Below are 16,813 nucleotides of genomic sequence, written 5' to 3'. Positions count from 1 at the left end.
CGAACTGCGCCACAGCCGGCCGCCGGCGGTTGCCGTGGCCGGCGCGCCGGCGGACGTGCAGGCCTACGACGACATCGTGCTGCCTGCCGCGGCGCAGCCGCAGGTCTCGATCGTGATCCCGGTCTACAACAAGATCGCCTACACCCTCGCCTGCCTGCAGTCGCTCGCGCGGCACGCGGGCACGGCCACGTTCGAGGTCATCGTCGTCGACGACTGCTCCGGCGACGAGACGCAGCAGCGCCTCGCCGACGTCGACGGCCTGCGCGTGATCCGCAATGCGCAGAACCTCGGCTTCGTCGGCTCCTGCAATGCCGGTGCCGCGGCCGCGCGCGGCGACTTCGTGCTGTTCCTCAACAACGACACCGTGGTCACGCCGGGCTGGCTCGAGGCGCTGCTGCGCTGCTTCGCCGAAGAGCCCGACGCGGGCCTCGTCGGCGCCAAGCTCGTGTATCCGGACGGCCGCCTGCAGGAGGCCGGCGGCATCGTGTTTCGCGACGGCTCGGGCTGGAACTATGGACGTTTCGACGATCCGGCCGATCCGCGCTACAACTTCCGCCGCGAAGCCGACTACTGCTCGGGCGCCGCGATACTGCTGCGCCGCAGCCTGTTCGAATCGCTAGGCGGGTTCGACGCGCGCTATGCGCCGGCCTATTACGAAGACACCGACCTGGCCTTCGCCGTGCGCGCGGCCGGGCTCAAGGTCTATTACGAGCCCCAGTCCACCGTGATCCATTTCGAGGGCATCACGGCCGGCACCGACACCGGCAGCGGCACCAAGCGCTACCAGGTCGTCAACCGCGAGAAGTTCCTGGCCAAATGGGAAAGCGCGCTCGCCCTGCAGCCGGCGCCGATCCACGACGCGGCCCAGGCACCGCGCGCGGCCACGTTTCGCCGCGACAGGCGCCTGCTGATCGTCGACGCCTGCACGCCGACGCCGGACCAGGACTCGGGCTCGCTGCGCATGGTCAATCTCATGCGCCTGCTGCGCGCGCTGGGCTGGCAGGTCACGTTCTTCGCAGACAATCGTCTCTATGTGGACGGCTATACGCCGGCGCTGCAGGCGCTCGGTGTCGAGGTGCTGTACGCGCCGCAGATGAACGACCCGATCCGTCTGTTCCGCCAGCGCGGCGGCGAATTTGACGCGATCCTGCTGTCGCGCCACTACATCGCGATCAACTATCTCGGCCTCGCGCGGCTGTACGCGCCGCAGGCCCGGCTCATCTTCGATACGGTGGACCTGCACTACCTGCGCGAGCAGCGCGCCGCCGAGCTCGAAGGCAGCGACGAGCTGCGCCGCAAGGCCGAACGCACGCGCGCGCAGGAGCTCAAGCTGATCCGCGAATGCGACGCGACCCTGGTCGTCAGCCCGGTCGAGCAGACCCTGCTCGCTCGCGAGCTGCCGCAGGCGCGCGTGGAAATCCTGTCCAACGTGCACGAGGTCTACGGCTGCCGCCGCGATTTCGCCGAACGCGCGGACCTCGTCTTCGTCGGCAGTTTCCAGCATCCGCCGAACGAGGACGCGATGCTCTGGTTCGCGCGCGAGATCCTGCCGCGGCTGCGCGAGAGCCTGCCCGGTGTGCGCCTGCACGTGATCGGCCAGCCGGTGCCCGAGTCGCTGCGCGAATTCGCCGCCGACGATTTCGTGCTGCACGGCTTCGTCGCCGACCTCGAACCCTACATGGACGGCTGCCGCGTCTCGGTCGCGCCGCTGCGCTACGGCGCCGGCGTCAAGGGCAAGGTCAACATGGCCATGAGCTACGGCCTGCCGGTCGTCGCGACGCCGGCCGCGGTCGAAGGCATGCACATCGAAACCGGCAGCGACGTGCTCGTCGCGGCCGATGCGGAAGCGTTCGCCGCCGCCGTCGTGCGCCTCTACGGCGATGCACCGCTCTGGGCCGCGCTGTCGGCCAACGGCCTGGCGAACGTCGAGCGGCACTTCTCGTTCGACGCGGCCAAGAAGTCGCTCGCGCGCATCCTCGACTGAAGTGCGCCGGGCCGGAGCGGGCGCCGCCGCGAAGGCGGCGCCGCGCACCTCGACCTGCCCCGGAAAGCTGTCGGGAACGGTCTGCCGGGGCGATTGGTCCTGATGGCTGAGTCCGACAATGGATCGCCCCGGCAGAGATCGCACGAGAGTCGATCGCGCAGACGATTGATTCCCGGAGAACGTGAGCGAGCATCGCTTGCGCCGTTCGATCAGGAGCAGGCAAAGCCCGTTCCTCGGCATCCTGGTAGGCTGGCGCCACTCACCGGGAGCGCACTGCCATGATCCATGCCAGCATCCTCGACACCGTCGGCCGCACGCCCATCGTACGCATCAACCGTCTCGCACCGGCCGGCGTGGAGATGTACGTCAAGCTCGAAGCCTTCAATCCGATGTCGTCGGTCAAGGACCGGCTCGCCCTGGCCATCGTGCTCGACGCCGAAGCCAAGGGCCTGCTGAAGCCCGGGCAAATGATCGTCGAGGCGACCTCGGGCAATACCGGCATCGCGCTGGCCATGGTCTGCGCGGCCAAGGGCTATCAGTTCGTCTCGTTCATGGTCGAGACCTTCTCGATCGAGCGGCGCAAGATCATGCGCGCGCTCGGCGCGAAGGTGATCCTGACGCCGGCGGCCGAACGCGGCAGCGGCATGGTCCAGCGCGCCGAGGAATTCGCCGCGAAGCATGGCGCGTTCCTCGCGCGCCAGTTCGAGAACGAGGCCAATCCGGCTTATCACCGCAACACGACGGGACCGGAAATCCTGCAGGACTTCGCCGGCCGCCGGCTCGACACCTTCGTCACGGGCTGGGGCACCGGCGGTACCTTGACCGGCGCCGGCGAAATGATCCGCCTCGCGCGGCCCGAGGTGGAAATCGTCGTGACCGAGCCTTCCGGCGCCTCGCTGCTGGCCGGCGCCGAATGGAAGCCTCACAAGATCCAGGGCTGGACGCCGGACTTCGTGCCGGCCGTGCTCAAGCGCGAGGTCGCTCATCGCATCGTCGCGGTCGACGACGTGCTCGCGCGCGACACGGCGCGCCGCCTGGCCGCCGAGGAAGGCATCTTCTGCGGCATCTCCGCCGGCGGCACCTTCGCCGCGGCGCTCGAGGTCGCCCGCACGGCCAAGCCCGGACAGGTCATTCTCGCGATGCTGCCCGACACCGGCGAACGCTACCTGTCGACGTTCCTGTTCGAAGGCGTCAACGAAGGCTCGGACGACGAGTGGCTCGCCAGCTTGCCGGGCTGAAGTTCCGGCGCCGCAAACGCAAACGGCTCCGCAAAGGCGGAGCCGTTTGGCGATCGGGACCGGCGCGCGGAACAGCGCCGGTCTTACTGGTCCTTCTGTACCTCGACGACGTTGCCGCGGCCGTTGACCGAAGCGATCGGCTTGGCCCGGTCGGCCGCAATCCAGTTGATCCGGTTGTCGTTGCCGTTGACCGAAATCTTTTCCGGCGGAATGCTCAGGATGGCGGCATTGCTCGAACCGACGATGCTGACCGAGCGGCAGGGTCCGTTCGCTTCGATGCGGTTGTTGCTGCCGATGAAACTCACGTCTTCGAGTTCGGCGCAGAAATGCACGACATCCGAGCCTTCCTGGGAGACGGTCATCGCGTGGCCCGGATCGGCCGCAACGGACTGGTCATTCTTCGCGGCCGGCACGGCGAACGGCAGTACGCCGAGAACGAGCAGCAGACTGGTGCGCAGTAGCAAGGACATGGCTAACCCCAGGGTCGAAATCCGCCGGCAGTATAGTGTGGGGTCATCGCTGGGCAGCTAGTCGGCGCCGGCCCGCGTGCCGAGCGGCAGAATTCCGCCGTTCAGCGGCGGCGCCGCGAAGCACACTGCCGTCGCGCGACCAGGAACCAGTGACGGCCACGACGCGAGGCAGGCTCTACCGGGGGAGCCGTACGCCATGAATCCATAACTGCGCGACGCGCCCATCGCACCGGTGAAGCGCACTGTTTTTCGAGATCGGCGGATCGCCACGCGGCGCGCACTCGGGTCCCACGGGCCGGCTGCTGGACTTTCTCGCCGTCGCATCGACGTTCCCGCTCGACGCCCGATCGGAGGCCTGAAACGACGAAGGCCCGGTTTCCCGGGCCCTGGTGCGAATTCGCGAAGGAATTGGTGGGCGGTACAAGTTTCGAACTTGTGACCCCTGCCGTGTGAAAGCAGTGCTCTACCGCTGAGCTAACCGCCCGAGGGGGCCGGACTCTAACGGAGCCGGCACGCCTGGTCAAACGCTGTAACTGGTGCCGACGAGAGGAGTCGAACCTCCGACCTACTGATTACGAATCAGTTGCTCTACCAACTGAGCTACGTCGGCGAAACCGAGCGCGCGATTATAGCGACGGCCTCGGAGTACGACAAGCGTCGCCGAGGAACCCGGTCTTACCAGCAGGCGCCGTTGGAGTTCTGCGGCATCGCGTTGGCGGCCGGCGTCTTCACGCCGGTATTGTTGACCGTCAGCGTGCCGCATTGGTCGGCGGCCTGGGGCCCGCCGGGAACCGGAATCGCGGACAGCACGTAGCTCTGCGTGTTGCCGGTCGCGCCGTTGGCGGAGCTGATCGTGTAATAGCCGCGCTCGGAGGTCAGCGAGCTCAGGCCGAGGCTCGTCGCGCCCGTCAGCGGGTTGACCGCATAGCGGTTGAAGTTCGTGTAGTAGCGCTCCTGCGCCGCGGCGACGCGCATCAGCAGCTCCTTGCCGTCGGCGCGGCGCGCGCGCTGCGAATAGCGCTGATAAGCCGGCATGGCGAACGACGCGAGCATCGCGATGATGACGACGACGATCATGAGTTCCAGCAGGGTGAAACCGCCCGACTTGCTGCGTTTGTACATCGTGCTTCCCCAGTGAAGACGCGCGCCCGGTCAGGGGCGCGCGTCGGTTTCAGGCGATCGATCGGAGATCAGAGAATTTCCAGCAGTTCACGCCAGGAGCCGCGGGCCGCCGGCGGCGGCGGGAAGCTCATGCCCGGCAGTTTGAATTCACCGTTGACCAGGCGCGGCGTCGGGTTCCGGCATTCTTCGCTGCCTTCGCACGGCAGCGGAAGCGGGATCGGCGGAGGCGGCGTGATGATCGGTCCCGGACTGACCGTCGGAGACGCGGAGGGATCCGACGGCGGTATGCCCGTATCGCCCTGAAGAACCAGCGACGCGCCGCGGAAGCCCGGCGTGCAGGGATCGCTGCCGCCCGGAATCAGGGTGTTGACGACGATGATATTCAGATCGTAGATCGGCTTGGCGGTGAACACGACGCGCTCGCCCGGCTCCGCAGCGACGTTCAGCGGGATCTTCCAGCCGCGCTCGGCGAGGGTCACGAGACCGCCGGTCACCGTGCGCGCTGTGGCCGACTGAGTCAGTACGCGCGCCGTGAGCTGCGACGGCAGCATCGGGTAGTTCGTCGACGCCGTGCCGTAGTCGCGTATGCCGTAGACCGCCTGCGGCCCGACGTTCGAGGCAATGCCCGTCGCCGTGCGGTCTTCCTTGCCGAGGTACTTGCCGGTGCCGAACACCCAGATCGGGTCGCCGTTGCGCGCCGTGTCATGCAGCGCCACCGGCATGGCCGTGATCGGCTGGCGCGGCAGGGTCGTGTCGTCGACCTGGGTCGGCGTCGTCGTGTAGGTCTTGAACATCAGGTCGACTTTCCACTGCGCCGGATTCGGGTTGCTCAGGTCGAAGCGGAACAGGTTGCCGACGAGATCGCCGGCCACCGCAACGTCGTCGATCTGGTCGCCGTTCAGGTCATAGATGCCCGGCGTGGACAGACCGAAGCTCAGCGGCACGCCCTGCGGCGCCGAGGCCGTCTGGATCTCGGCGATCTTGGTGCCGGTTTCGAGATCGAGCACGAGCAGCGAGGTCTTGTCCTTGTTCACGTCGGTGCTGGCCGGGTCGGCCACGCCGCGCGGGTCGGGGTTCGTGGTCGGGAAATAGCCGCTGGACACGAGCACGACCCACTTGCCGTTGCTCAAGCGCGCGATGTTGGCCGAATCGTAGGTGTATCCCAGCGAGGCGCCGCCGGTCGATTGGTTGGTGTACTCCCAGAGCACGTTCGCCGCGCCGAACGTCGTCGGGTCGGTGATGTCCAGCGCGAACACGCCGCGCGCGCCGAGACGCATCGAGCCGACGAGCACGGTGCGCCAGCGGCCGCCGATGAACACGTCCTGCGCGCGCAGGGTCGAGTCGACACCCGGAATCAGCTGGCCGTGGTTGGAGTTCGTGTACTCGGTCGCCTTGCCGTTAGTGATCAGCATGTTCGGCATGTAGGCGAAGCGTTCGCGGCCGGTGGACGCTTCGATCGCATGCACCATGCCGTCGTTCGACCCGACGTAGACGGTAGGCGGACGGATGCGGATCGACGCCGAGAAATCGGCATAGGTCGTTCCCGACGCCTCGGGGCTGCCGCCCGGGAACACGTCCTGGAACAGGCCGATCGGTCCCGACACATAGGTCGGCTGCGAATTGATGATCGCGCCCATCAGCGACGTGCGGCGACGCATGAACGGCGCCGCCGTCTCGCGCGTGCGGTCGCCGCGCAGATAGTCGACGCGCTGCGAACCGAGGCCGTCGTTGTCGACGGCGATCGTCGCCGGGTTGTTGTTGAACGCCGCCTGCTGCGTGCTGTTGAGGCTGCCCCACAGCAGCGGAATGCCGCGCTTGGGACTCGCCACCGGATCCCAGGTGAAGATCGAACGACTGGCTGGCGTGCGTGCCGTCAACAGCGCGCCGGCATCCCAGACCGTGGTCGTCGTCGTGACTTCGCCGGTAGCCGGATTGACCGGGTTCTTGACGACCGTACCCGACCAGTCCGAGGTGTCGAAGCTCGCGCGGAACCCTTCGGTGCTCGCCGTCACGATCGGCAGCGACACCGTGGCCGCCGTCGACGTCGCGCGGCGTGCGGTGATGCTGCTGACGATGTCGACCAGGGCTTCGGCAAGCTCGGCCGGGCTGTTGGACACGAAGAACTTGCCGCGGCTGTTGATCGCCGCATGCCACATGTCGTCGATCTTGCGGCCATCGTCGGTGCCTTCGTTCGGTACCGGCCACTGGATCGATGCCGGCGTCGCACTCGAACCACGCAGCTTCGCATAGGTGGACGCATCGTTCTGCAGGGTGCCGGAAGCGCCGAAGCCGATCATGAACTGGACGAGATGCGGCCAGCGCGCCGGATCGTTGGCCGGGTTCCAGTAGATTTCGTTGTTGGCCAGCGGGTCGGCACCGTTGGGCAGTGGCGGTCCGAACAGATTGGTCGACTGGTCCGGCAGATAGGGCGGCACTTTCAGACCGCCCGCGCCGGCAAACAGACCCGTCGTCCGCAGCGGCGTAGACCAATAGTAGAACGCGAGGTCGGCCATCGTCGCGACGGTGTTGCCGGGCTCGTTCGAGTAGATGTCGTTGTAGTCGGTGCCGATGGTGTAGTTGACGCCGTCGGGCAGCACCTTCGCGACCGTGTCCGTGCCGGGCGTGGTGATGCCGCTGTCGCCGTTCCAGAGACCGTCCGTCATCTGGATATGGAAGTTCTGCCGACAGACGAGCTCCTTGTTGAGCTCGGGATCCCAGTACGGGTTCGTGTACGTGCCGCTGGAGCGCTGGAAGAAACTGCCGACGCGCTTTACCGCGCCGCGGTTCGGCGTGCCGCCGCTGGCCGGAATGTTGAACAGCCAGTTGTAGAAGCGCTGGCGGATGCCGCCGCTGGTCGGCTGCAGCTCGAACGGACGGATTTCCGTCGTGCCGGTGATCAGGTTCGAGTTGATGTTCTGCCAGGCCACGCGCACTTCCGAGCCGAACGAGCGGTAGGCATGCGACACGGCGGAAATCGCCGCGTACTGACGCGTGCGATAGTAGGCATACCAATTCACGAAGCGCTGGCGCGCTTCGGCCAAGGTGACGCCGGCGGGCAGGGCCGCCGTCGTGCCGGTCAGGCTGATCCATTCCCAGTTGGCCGAGTTGTACAGCGCGCTCGTGTTCGTGATCTTGCCGTTCGCATCGAGCACCAGTACCGGCGACGTGGTCTTGTAGCGGTAGTAGCCGGCGCCGGTCTTGCCGCAGAAACTGGTCGTCGTCGCGTCGATCGAGCCGAGGCCGGTGTTCGGATTCGACGTACGGTAGTGCGCGATGCCGTTCTTACGGGCCGTCGGCCAGACCATGTCCGGCATCGACGGACTGTCCGTCAGATCGCCTTCGATCGGCGGGTCGTACGCGTTGTTCGGATTGAAGTAGACGCCGTTCATCGAGCGATAACGGGCTTTCGTGTCGTCCGTGGCCCCGGCCGCAGTGGCTTGCGCCGCAGTGATGTTCGGATCGATGACGCCGGCGCATTTGAAGGGGTTGCCCCAGCCTCCGTTGTCATACGGGCGCTGGTCCGGCATGTAGTCGTTGGCCATCGAACCCGAGTCGTCGAAGGTCAGCACGAGATTCGGCGCCACGGCGACCGTCAGTTCGGGCGGGGCCGCGAGCAGATCGGTGGTCCAGGCCCTGGCGTCCTGCGGCTGCACGGCGCAAAGGCACAACGCGAATCCGGTTCCGAGCCAGCGCAAGGAGATCAGGCGGGTACGCAGGTTCATAGCTAAGTCCTTACGGTGTTGCCAAATGCGAACAAGGGGTGGAAAGCGCTCAGTTGCTCGTGAACGAACCGCCGGTGCTGTAGGCCGAATAGACGACCTCGGTCACGCGCACCGCTGCCTCGCCGTTGCCGCCCTGACTGCGCGCGGTTATGCGGTACAGGTGGCGCAGCGGACGCGTGCTGCCGCCGCGTTCCTGCTCGATCGCCCCGCCCATGCGCCCGGTCGCCATGTCGCCGCCGTGGTCGAATCCGAGATCCTCGAACATCAGCCGCGGCTGCGCGGCGATCGACGCCGTTTCCAGCGTGCCGGTCAGGCCGCTCAACGCCGGGGTGTAGCTGATCGAGCCCGCCGTGGGCCAGCCGCGCTGCGAACGGAATGGATCGACGATGCTGCGGCGATAGGTGGAATGCGCGGCGACACCGGCCTGATCCCAGACGCAGGGCTGCGGCACGCCGGTGCCGAGACAGCTCGGGAAAACCATGCCGCCGGTGGAATAGTTCGCCGAGCGCGGCGCATTCCAGATCATGGTCTCGCCCCAGCGCGCGGCGCTTTCCGAGCCGAGCATGGCCAGCTGACGGTTGCGCACGCCACCGGTCATGCGTTCCTGCAGCACCGAATTGCCGGACGCGGCGAGTCCGAGCAAGGTCAGCAGGATCAGGAATACCAGCGCAACGAACAGTACGGCCCCGCGTTGCCGTGCCGCGCCGGAATGGTTCGAAACCCGAGTGGACAGGCTCATATAAGCATCGCCTTTCAGTTGCTGCCGTTACGTATCGACACGAGGGAAACGAACTCGCGCCGCATCATGCGTCCGGGGGCCAGTCCCGTGACCGGCATCGACGTGCCGGGCGCGGCGGGTCCCGTTCCCCCGTCGACGCTGTACCAGTACGCCATGTCCTGCGTCGCCATCGCGCCGACGTCGTCGACCGTGTTGAACAATGCATGCGCTTCGATCGAGCGCAGCGCCCGCCAGAGGCAGTCCGGCTCGCGCCAGATGTCGATGTTGACGCCGACGCCCGACTCGAATGCCGGGGACGGCTTGGGACAATTGGCGAGATTGCTGTTGGAGCTCACCTGATTCGCCGTCAGATAGGCCAGGCCGCCGTTGGTCTGCATCGCCGCGCCGTAGAGGAAGTCGAGCCGCTCCACGCCTTGCACGAGCTCCTGCGCGACACCGTTTTCCGAACGCATCAGGGTCGGAATCAGCCGGCCCGCCGTCGCGCCCGGATTGGGGTCGGCGACCAGCTGCAGCCAGTAGCTGACCGTGACGAAGTCCCGCGTGAAATTGAACACGCGCGCGTCGCAGGTGAGATCGCCGTTGGTGGGTTTGAACTTCGTCGCGTCGAGCAGGGTGCCGGCCTTGGCCGTCAGCACGTTGCCGGCGACCGTCGCCTGAAAGAGCATCGGCGGCGAACTGCCGCACTGGGACAGGAGCACCAGATCGTCGTTCGCGAAATTGAAGGTGCCGTCGCCGCTGGTCGTATCCACGGCCAGGGTGACGTTGTAGCCGCTGGAGTTCACCGGCGATGTGACCGTGTACAGCCAGCCGGTGCCGCGGGTGTACTTCACCGTGAGCACGTCGGAGCCGACGACGCGATTGCCGACTGCCGCGCCCGCGGCCGGAATGCCGTTGGCGCCGGAAGGAACCGCCGGGACGCAGGTGCCCGTGCTGCATTCGTAGCCGCGGACGAAGAACGACGCGCTCAAGGGGTACATGGCCGGAGCCGGCCACTCGGCCAGCCGGCCGGTTTCCGTGCCGAGATCGCGCAGCACCGGATTCCCCGTCGGCGGCATCGCCGGATTCGGGCTCGCATTGACCTGTATCGTGTTGCGCGACAGCAACGCGGATTCCGCCGCGCGCGTCCAGCTCTTCGAACTCGCCGCCGTGGACTGGCGGAATATCGCGCCGGCCATGCGCAGATCGGCTTCCACGCGCGACATCGCGAAGCGGCCGTTCTCCTGGATGCGGCTCATCGCCGTCTGCACCCGGCTGGTCTGGCTCGTCGCCGAGAACAGCGCGACGATGCCGGCGCTGACGAGCAGGCCGAGCAGCATCGCGACCATGAGTTCGATGAGGGACAGGCCGCGCTGTGCGGCCGGAGCCGCGTGCGGCGCGGCGCGGCGAGAGTGACGGAGCGTCTCGATCATGGCTGGAACACCCAGGCGAATGTCTGGAAATTTGCGCCGGCGCCGCGGTTGAGCGAGGACTCGGACCAGGTAATCGTAATGTTGCAGAGGCCGTTGTACGGCGCCCGATTAGTGATTTCGCGCGCTGACGGGACGATGGCGCCCGGATTGAGCTGGCAGGCGATGGTCGCGGTCGGCGCCGGCAGCAGCTGAGTCAGCGAATTGCTCCAGGCGATGCTGTCGCGGGTGACGATGTTCGCGACCGTGCAGGGCGTGGCCACCGTGCAGGCCGGCAGGGTGCCGCTGACCGGATAGGAGAGGTTGTAGGCATCGGTCCACAGCGCCGGCATGTTCAGGCGCATGCGGTCGGCCATGCCCTGGGCCAGGAAACCCGCCTGGCTGCGCAGATAGGCGCTGTGGTTGGTGCGTACCGACAGCATCAGCAGGCCGGCCATGCCGAGCACGCCGATGCTGAAGATGATCAGCGCGATCATCACTTCGAGCAGTGAGAAGCCTTGGTTCTTGCGCTGCATGTTCAGGTCCCCGCCGGGCAGGTCGTGGCTGCCGATCCGCTCGTGCCCTTGAACGACGACACGTTGCCGCTCGCGCGCACCTGGATGCGGCGCGACTTGATGGCTTCGCCGGTCGGATAGCAGACGTTGATGTCGAAGGCCGAGGCAGCCGCGCCGTTGATGTTGAAGACGATGTTGGCGTCGCTGCCGCCCGCGATGTTCCTGGCGAAGATGTGGTACTGGGGATCCAGTGCCGGCCCCTGCTGGATCACCTCGTCGGCGCCCGCGAAGCTGCCGTCGCGATTGTCGTCGGCGACGACGCGCCAGCCGCTGCTCCAGTCGCTGCCGCCGCTGGCCGCGACGACGGCCACCTGCAGCCCGCGGCGGACCGCCTCGGAACGCGCCATGGCCAGCGCGGTGACCAGATCGTTGGTCTGGCCGGAGACGGCGGTGTTGCGGATGACGCTGCGGAACATAGGCAGCGCCACCGCCAGTCCGATGCTCAGCACCGCCAGAGTGATGACCAGCTCGATCAACGAAAACCCGAGTTCGCTCCGCAATCCACCCGGAGGCCCGCCGCGCCGCTGGAGAAATGTCATAAGTCCCTCTGCCAAGACGAAATAGCGCAACACTATCCGAGGCGGGAAGCTATTCGCCAGCGCCGGTACAGGCAAGACTCAGCGAGGCGCGAGGTAGGAAACGTCGGATGAGCGGGCGGACCGGCGGCCGCATCCGCACCGGTCCGAAACGGCTGGTTCCGGCGGCCGACGGCATGGACTTCGCGCCGGACCGCACCGATGCGGAAACCGGCGCGGCCTCCCGGGCCCGCCGGCGGCTCAGGACACCAGCTGTATGCGCAGCTCGCGCGGCAGCGCGAACGTGATGGTCTCGACCGCGCCACTGAGCTCGCGCACGGCGCCGCCGCCGAAGGACTGCAGCCGCATGACCACGTCCCGGACCAGGGTCTCGGGCGCCGATGCGCCGGCCGTGACGCCGACGCGCCGGCGTCCCTGCAGCCATTCGTCGCGGATGTCGTCGGCGCCGTCGATCAGGTAGGCCGGCACGCCTTGCTTCTCGGCGAGCTCGCGCAGCCGGTTGGAGTTGGAGCTGCTGACCGAACCGACGACGAGCACGAGATCGCACTGCTGGCCGAGGTCGCGCACGGCATCCTGGCGGTTCTGCGTCGCATAGCAGATGTCGTCGTGGCGCGGACCGAGCATCTGTGGAAAATGGTTGCGCAGCGCGTCGATGACGGCCTTGGTGTCGTCGACCGACAAGGTGGTCTGGGTGACGTAGGCGATGTGTTCCGGATTGCGCGGCTGCAGCCTCGAGACGTCCTCGGGCGTCTCGACGAGGTAGATCTCGCCCACCGCGCCGGACTTCATCCACTGGCCCAGGGTACCCTCGACTTCCGGATGGCCCGCATGGCCGATCAGCACGACGTCGCGGCCGGCCTTGCAGTGGCTGGAGACTTCGATGTGCACCTTGGTCACGAGCGGACAGGTCGCGTCGAACACGCGCAGGCCGCGCCGGTCCGCCTCGCTGCGCACGGCCTTGGACACGCCGTGCGCACTGAAGATCACGGTCGCGCCGTCGGGCACCTCGTCCAGCTCGTCGACGAACACAGCGCCCCGCGCGCGCAGCCCGTCGACGACGAAACGGTTGTGCACGACTTCGTGACGCACGTAGATCGGCGCGCCGAACACTTCGAGCGCGCGCTCGACGATCTCGATCGCACGGTCGACGCCGGCGCAGAAACCGCGGGGATTGGCTAGCAGTACTTCCATGGCAATGGGGTCACGGTCGCGCGGAGAGCGCGATTATCGCCCTGCGCCCTCCGCTTTCCCACTACGCAGGCTGGCCAGCGCCAGCAGCACCGCGCCGACCGAAATCGCCGAATCGGCGACGTTGAAGGCCGGAAACGTCCAGTCGCCGTGGTAGACCTGGACGAAATCGACGACATGGCCGAAGCGCAGCCGGTCGATCAGATTGCCGATCGCCCCGCCGATGACCAGGGCCAGCGGCAGCGCCGTGAGCCAGTCGCGCCGCGGCGTGCGCGCGAGCCAGGCGGCCAGCACCAGGCTGATCGTGACGGCCAGCACGCTGAAGCCCCAGCGCTGCCAGCCGCCGGCATCGGCGAGGAAGCTGAAGGCGGCGCCGGTGTTGAACGCGAGCATCCAGTTCAGGAACCCCGGAATCACCGCGACCGGCACGCCTTCCTGCAAATGGGCCAGCACGAGATGCTTGGTCCACTGGTCCAGCGCGATCAGCAGCGCCGACAGCAGCAGCCAGTTCAGGGCGCCGGTGCGGCGCGGCGCAGACATGACGGACGCGGCCATCAGAAATAACGCCGCCGTTCGCCGCCGCCGTCGACGTTCTCGACGCAGCGGCCGCAGAGCTCCGGATGCGCCGCATGGCTGCCGACATCGCTGCGGTAGTGCCAGCAGCGCACGCACTTGGCCGCCGTGCTCGCCCTGGCCACGATCCAGACTTCGTGTTCGGGCAGGTCGGCCTTGGCCGCGAGCGTCGTCGGCGCGGCCTCGTCGTCGACGAAGGATTCGAAACCGAGCTTGGCCGCGACGACGTCGTAGACCGGCCGGTCGCGCAGCGCGGCCAGTTGCAGGGTCGAGGTGATGAAGCCGAAACGCAGCTCGTCGGCGACCTCGGCGAAGCGTTCGCGCTGGTCGGCGTCGACGTAGAGCGTGACTTCCGCCTCGAGCGAGGCGCCGATGACGCCGAGCACGCGCATGCCCTCGAGCACCTTGGACGTGGCCGAACGGATCGCGAGCAGGTCGCTCCACCACTGCCGCTGCTGCGGCGAGCCCTGGGTCGCCGCCAGGCCTTCGTAGAAGGTCTCGAAGAACACCGACTCGTCGCGCGCGCCCGGCATCGCGGCCCAGATCTCCTCGGCCGTGAAGCTCAGGATAGGCGCGAGCCAGCGCACGAGCGCCTCGAGGATGCGGTACATCGCGCTCTGCGCCGAACGCCGGCCGTGGCTGGCCGTCGGCATCGTGTAGAGGCGGTCCTTCGTGATGTCGAGATACAGCGCGCCCATTTCGTTGGTGCAGAAGTTCTGCACGCGCTGCACGATCTCGGGGAAGTCGTAGCGCTCGTAGGCGGCGCGGATCGCCTGCTGCGCGTCGTGCGCCTGCTGCACGGCCCACTGGTCGAGCAGCAGCGAATCCTCGACGGCGACCAGATCCCTGGCCGGGTCGAAGCCGTGCAGGTTGCCGAGCAGGAAGCGCGCCGTGTTGCGGATGCGCCGGTAGGCGTCGGCGACGCGCTTGAGGATCTCGTTCGACATCGACATCTCGTTGCGATAGTCGGTCGAGGCGACCCACAGACGCAGGATGTCGGCGCCGTAGTTCTTCATGACGTCCTGCGGCTCGACGCCGTTGCCGAGCGACTTGGACATCTTGCGGCCGTGCTCGTCGACGGTGAAGCCGTGCGTCAGCACTTCGTCGTAGGGCGCATGCCGGTACATCGCCGTCGCGGTCAGCAGCGAGGAATGGAACCAGCCGCGGTGCTGGTCCGAGCCTTCGAGGTACATGACCTTGTCGTCGGGGCCGTCGGTGCGCAGTTCCGGCCGCTCGGCCAGCACGCCGCGATGGGTCACGCCCGAGTCGAACCAGACGTCGAGTACGTCGGTGACCTTCTCGTACTGCGCGGCCTCGTCGCCGATGAGCTCGGCGATGTCGAGCGCATACCAGGCGTCGATGCCGCCCGCGGCGATGCGCTGCGCGATGACCTCGAACAGCGCGCCGCTGCGCGGATGCGGCAGCTGGGTCGCCTTGTCCACGAGCAAGGTGATCGGCACGCCCCAGGTGCGCTGGCGCGAGATGCACCAGTCGGGACGGCTCGCGATCATGCTCGTGATGCGCTCTTCGCCCCAGGCCGGGATCCAGCGCACGTCCCTGATCGCGGCCAGCGCGTCGGCGCGCAGGCCGGCCTTCTCCATGCTGATGAACCATTGCGGCGTCGCGCGGAACGCCACCGGCGTCTTGTGCCGCCAGCAGTGCGGATAGCTGTGCTGGATCTTCAGCGACGCGAGCAGCTTGCCGCGCCCGGCCAGCAGCTCGACGATCGTGTCGTTGGCCTTCCAGATGAACTGCCCTTCGACGAGCGGCGTGCCCGGCAGGTAGACGCCGTTGCCGCCGACCGGATTGAGCTCGGCCGCCGAAAACTTGTCGATGAGCCCGTACTTCTGGCCGACCGCGAAGTCCTCGACGCCGTGACCCGGCGCCGTGTGCACGGCACCGGTGCCGTCTTCGGCAGACACGTGGTCGCCGAGCAGCACGGGCACCTGGCGGAATTCGTAGAACGGATGCTGCAGCAGGCGGTTCTCGAGCACGGATCCGGCCGCCGCATGGCCGAGCACGACGGCACGGCCGTCGGCGTCGCTGCCGTAGCGCTGCGCGCAGCGGTCGGCCAGCGCGCTCGCGACGACGAGCAGCACGCGCCGGCCGTCGCGCGCCGGACCTTCGATCAGGCTGTAGTCGAGCTCGGGCCCGAGCGACACGGCGAGGCTCGCCGGCAGGGTCCACGGCGTCGTCGTCCAGATCGGGATCGCCACGACCGTGCCGGAATCCACGCTCGCGCCGAACGCGGCGGCCACCGCGACCGGGTCGGCCACGTCGTAGGCCACGTCGATCGCCGGCGAGGTCTTGTCGGCGTACTCGATCTCCGCCTCGGCCAGCGCCGAGCCGCAGTCGAAGCACCAGTGCACGGGCTTGAAGCCGCGCGTGACGTGGCCGTTCGAGTAGATCGTCGCGAGCGCGCGCACCATGTCGGCCTCGAACGTCGCATCCATCGTGCGGTACGGGTGGTCCCAGTCGCCGAGCACGCCGAGGCGCTTGAAGTCGGTGCGCTGCAGGTCGATCTGCTGGCTGGCGTATTCGCGGCATTTCTGCCGGAACGTCACGGCGTCGACCTTCTGTCCGACCTTGCCGATCTTCTTCTCGACGGCGATCTCGATCGGCAGGCCATGGCAGTCCCAGCCCGGCACGTAGGGCGAGCGGTAGCCGGCCATGAGCTTGGACTTGACCACCGTGTCCTTGAGGATCTTGTTCAGCGCGTGGCCGAGATGGATCACGCCGTTCGCATACGGCGGACCGTCGTGCAGCACGAACGCGCGCGGGCGCCCGGCGGTCTTTTCCTGGATCTGCCGGTAGCGGCCGCGCGCTTCCCAGTCGGCCAGCATGGCCGGCTCGCGCTTGGCGAGGTCGGCCTTCATCGCGAACGAGGTTTCGGGCAGGTTGATCGTGTTCTTGTAGTCGATGGTCACGGTTCAGGCTCCGGCGGCCGCAGTCGCGGTTGCGCCCAGGATGCGCCGCGCGGCGGCGGCGTCAGCGTCGATCTGCCGAACCATGCTGGGCAGGTCCGGGAACTTTTCCTCGTCGCGCAACTTTGCGACGAATTCCACTTCTATGCGGCGCGCATACAGGTCGCCGTCGTAGTCGAACAGGTGCGCTTCCAGCAGCGGCTCGGTGCCGGCGACGGTAGGCCGCACGCCGAGGCTGGCCACGCCCGGATGGGCGCGCAGGCCGGCGCCGCTCACGCGCACCGCGAAGATGCCGGCCAGCGGCGCGAGGCGCCGGCCGAGGCGCAGGTTCGCGGTCGGATAGCCGAGCCGGCGGCC

The 16,813-nt window shown here is 67.7% G+C and carries 13 protein-coding genes and 2 tRNA genes; 2 read left to right on the top strand and 13 right to left on the bottom strand.

Features of this window, described 5'->3' with window-relative positions:
• Both NON22_RS09635 and cysK read left to right on the top strand, forming a co-directional pair.
• Window positions 1–1,984: glycosyltransferase (locus NON22_RS09635; RefSeq protein ID WP_306673734.1), on the top strand; the 1,984-nt coding region annotated here is incomplete at its 5' end.
• Window positions 1,985–2,262: 278 nt separating this feature from the next.
• On the top strand, window positions 2,263–3,222 hold the full coding sequence (gene cysK, locus NON22_RS09630) for a cysteine synthase A (RefSeq protein ID WP_257386717.1): 960 nt from the start codon (window positions 2,263–2,265) through the stop codon (window positions 3,220–3,222).
• Window positions 3,223–3,305: 83 nt separating this feature from the next.
• Here the strand turns inward: cysK and NON22_RS09625 are convergent, their stop codons facing one another.
• The 13 genes from NON22_RS09625 to NON22_RS09565 all read right to left on the bottom strand — a co-directional run.
• Window positions 3,306–3,692 (bottom strand): DUF3060 domain-containing protein, encoded by a 387-nt coding sequence (locus tag NON22_RS09625; RefSeq protein WP_257386716.1) that lies wholly within the window; start codon window positions 3,690–3,692, stop codon window positions 3,306–3,308.
• Between the two features lie 409 nt (window positions 3,693–4,101).
• A tRNA-Val gene (locus tag NON22_RS09620) sits at window positions 4,102–4,176 on the bottom strand.
• 50 nt (window positions 4,177–4,226) lie between these two features.
• A tRNA-Thr gene (locus NON22_RS09615) sits at window positions 4,227–4,302 on the bottom strand.
• Window positions 4,303–4,367: 65 nt separating this feature from the next.
• Complete coding sequence (locus tag NON22_RS09610) at window positions 4,368–4,814, bottom strand: type IV pilin protein (protein ID WP_257386715.1); 447 nt, start codon at window positions 4,812–4,814, stop codon at window positions 4,368–4,370.
• 68 nt (window positions 4,815–4,882) lie between these two features.
• Window positions 4,883–8,536, bottom strand: coding sequence for a pilus assembly protein (locus NON22_RS09605; protein ID WP_257386714.1), 3,654 nt, complete (start codon window positions 8,534–8,536; stop codon window positions 4,883–4,885).
• 49 nt (window positions 8,537–8,585) lie between these two features.
• A complete protein-coding gene (locus NON22_RS09600) occupies window positions 8,586–9,275 on the bottom strand; it encodes a pilus assembly PilX family protein (protein WP_257386713.1) in 690 nt (229 codons plus the stop codon).
• Between the two features lie 14 nt (window positions 9,276–9,289).
• Complete coding sequence (locus NON22_RS09595) at window positions 9,290–10,684, bottom strand: PilW family protein (RefSeq protein WP_257386712.1); 1,395 nt, start codon at window positions 10,682–10,684, stop codon at window positions 9,290–9,292.
• Window positions 10,681–11,196, bottom strand: a complete 516-nt coding sequence (gene pilV / locus NON22_RS09590; RefSeq protein WP_257386711.1) for a type IV pilus modification protein PilV — start codon at window positions 11,194–11,196, stop codon at window positions 10,681–10,683. The genes NON22_RS09595 and pilV overlap by 4 nt, the downstream gene beginning before the upstream one ends.
• Window positions 11,197–11,198: 2 nt before the next feature.
• Window positions 11,199–11,774, bottom strand: a complete 576-nt coding sequence (locus NON22_RS09585) for a GspH/FimT family pseudopilin (RefSeq protein WP_257386719.1) — start codon at window positions 11,772–11,774, stop codon at window positions 11,199–11,201.
• A gap of 237 nt (window positions 11,775–12,011) precedes the next feature.
• On the bottom strand, window positions 12,012–12,962 hold the full coding sequence (ispH, locus tag NON22_RS09580) for a 4-hydroxy-3-methylbut-2-enyl diphosphate reductase (protein ID WP_257386710.1): 951 nt from the start codon (window positions 12,960–12,962) through the stop codon (window positions 12,012–12,014).
• Between the two features lie 33 nt (window positions 12,963–12,995).
• Window positions 12,996–13,499 (bottom strand): signal peptidase II, encoded by a 504-nt coding sequence (gene lspA, locus NON22_RS09575; protein WP_257386709.1) that lies wholly within the window; start codon window positions 13,497–13,499, stop codon window positions 12,996–12,998.
• A 14-nt stretch (window positions 13,500–13,513) separates the two neighbouring features.
• Window positions 13,514–16,459, bottom strand: coding sequence for an isoleucine--tRNA ligase (ileS, locus tag NON22_RS09570; RefSeq protein ID WP_257386708.1), 2,946 nt, complete (start codon window positions 16,457–16,459; stop codon window positions 13,514–13,516).
• Window positions 16,460–16,462: 3 nt separating this feature from the next.
• Window positions 16,463–16,813 (bottom strand): riboflavin kinase (locus NON22_RS09565; protein WP_257386707.1); only part of this gene is annotated, 351 nt, incomplete at its 5' end.

This window comes from Tahibacter caeni (assembly GCF_024609805.1).
Lineage (GTDB): Bacteria > Pseudomonadota > Gammaproteobacteria > Xanthomonadales > Rhodanobacteraceae > Tahibacter > Tahibacter caeni.
The sequence above is the reverse complement of the archived record's forward strand: the minus strand, read 5'-3'. Positions and strand labels throughout refer to the sequence as shown.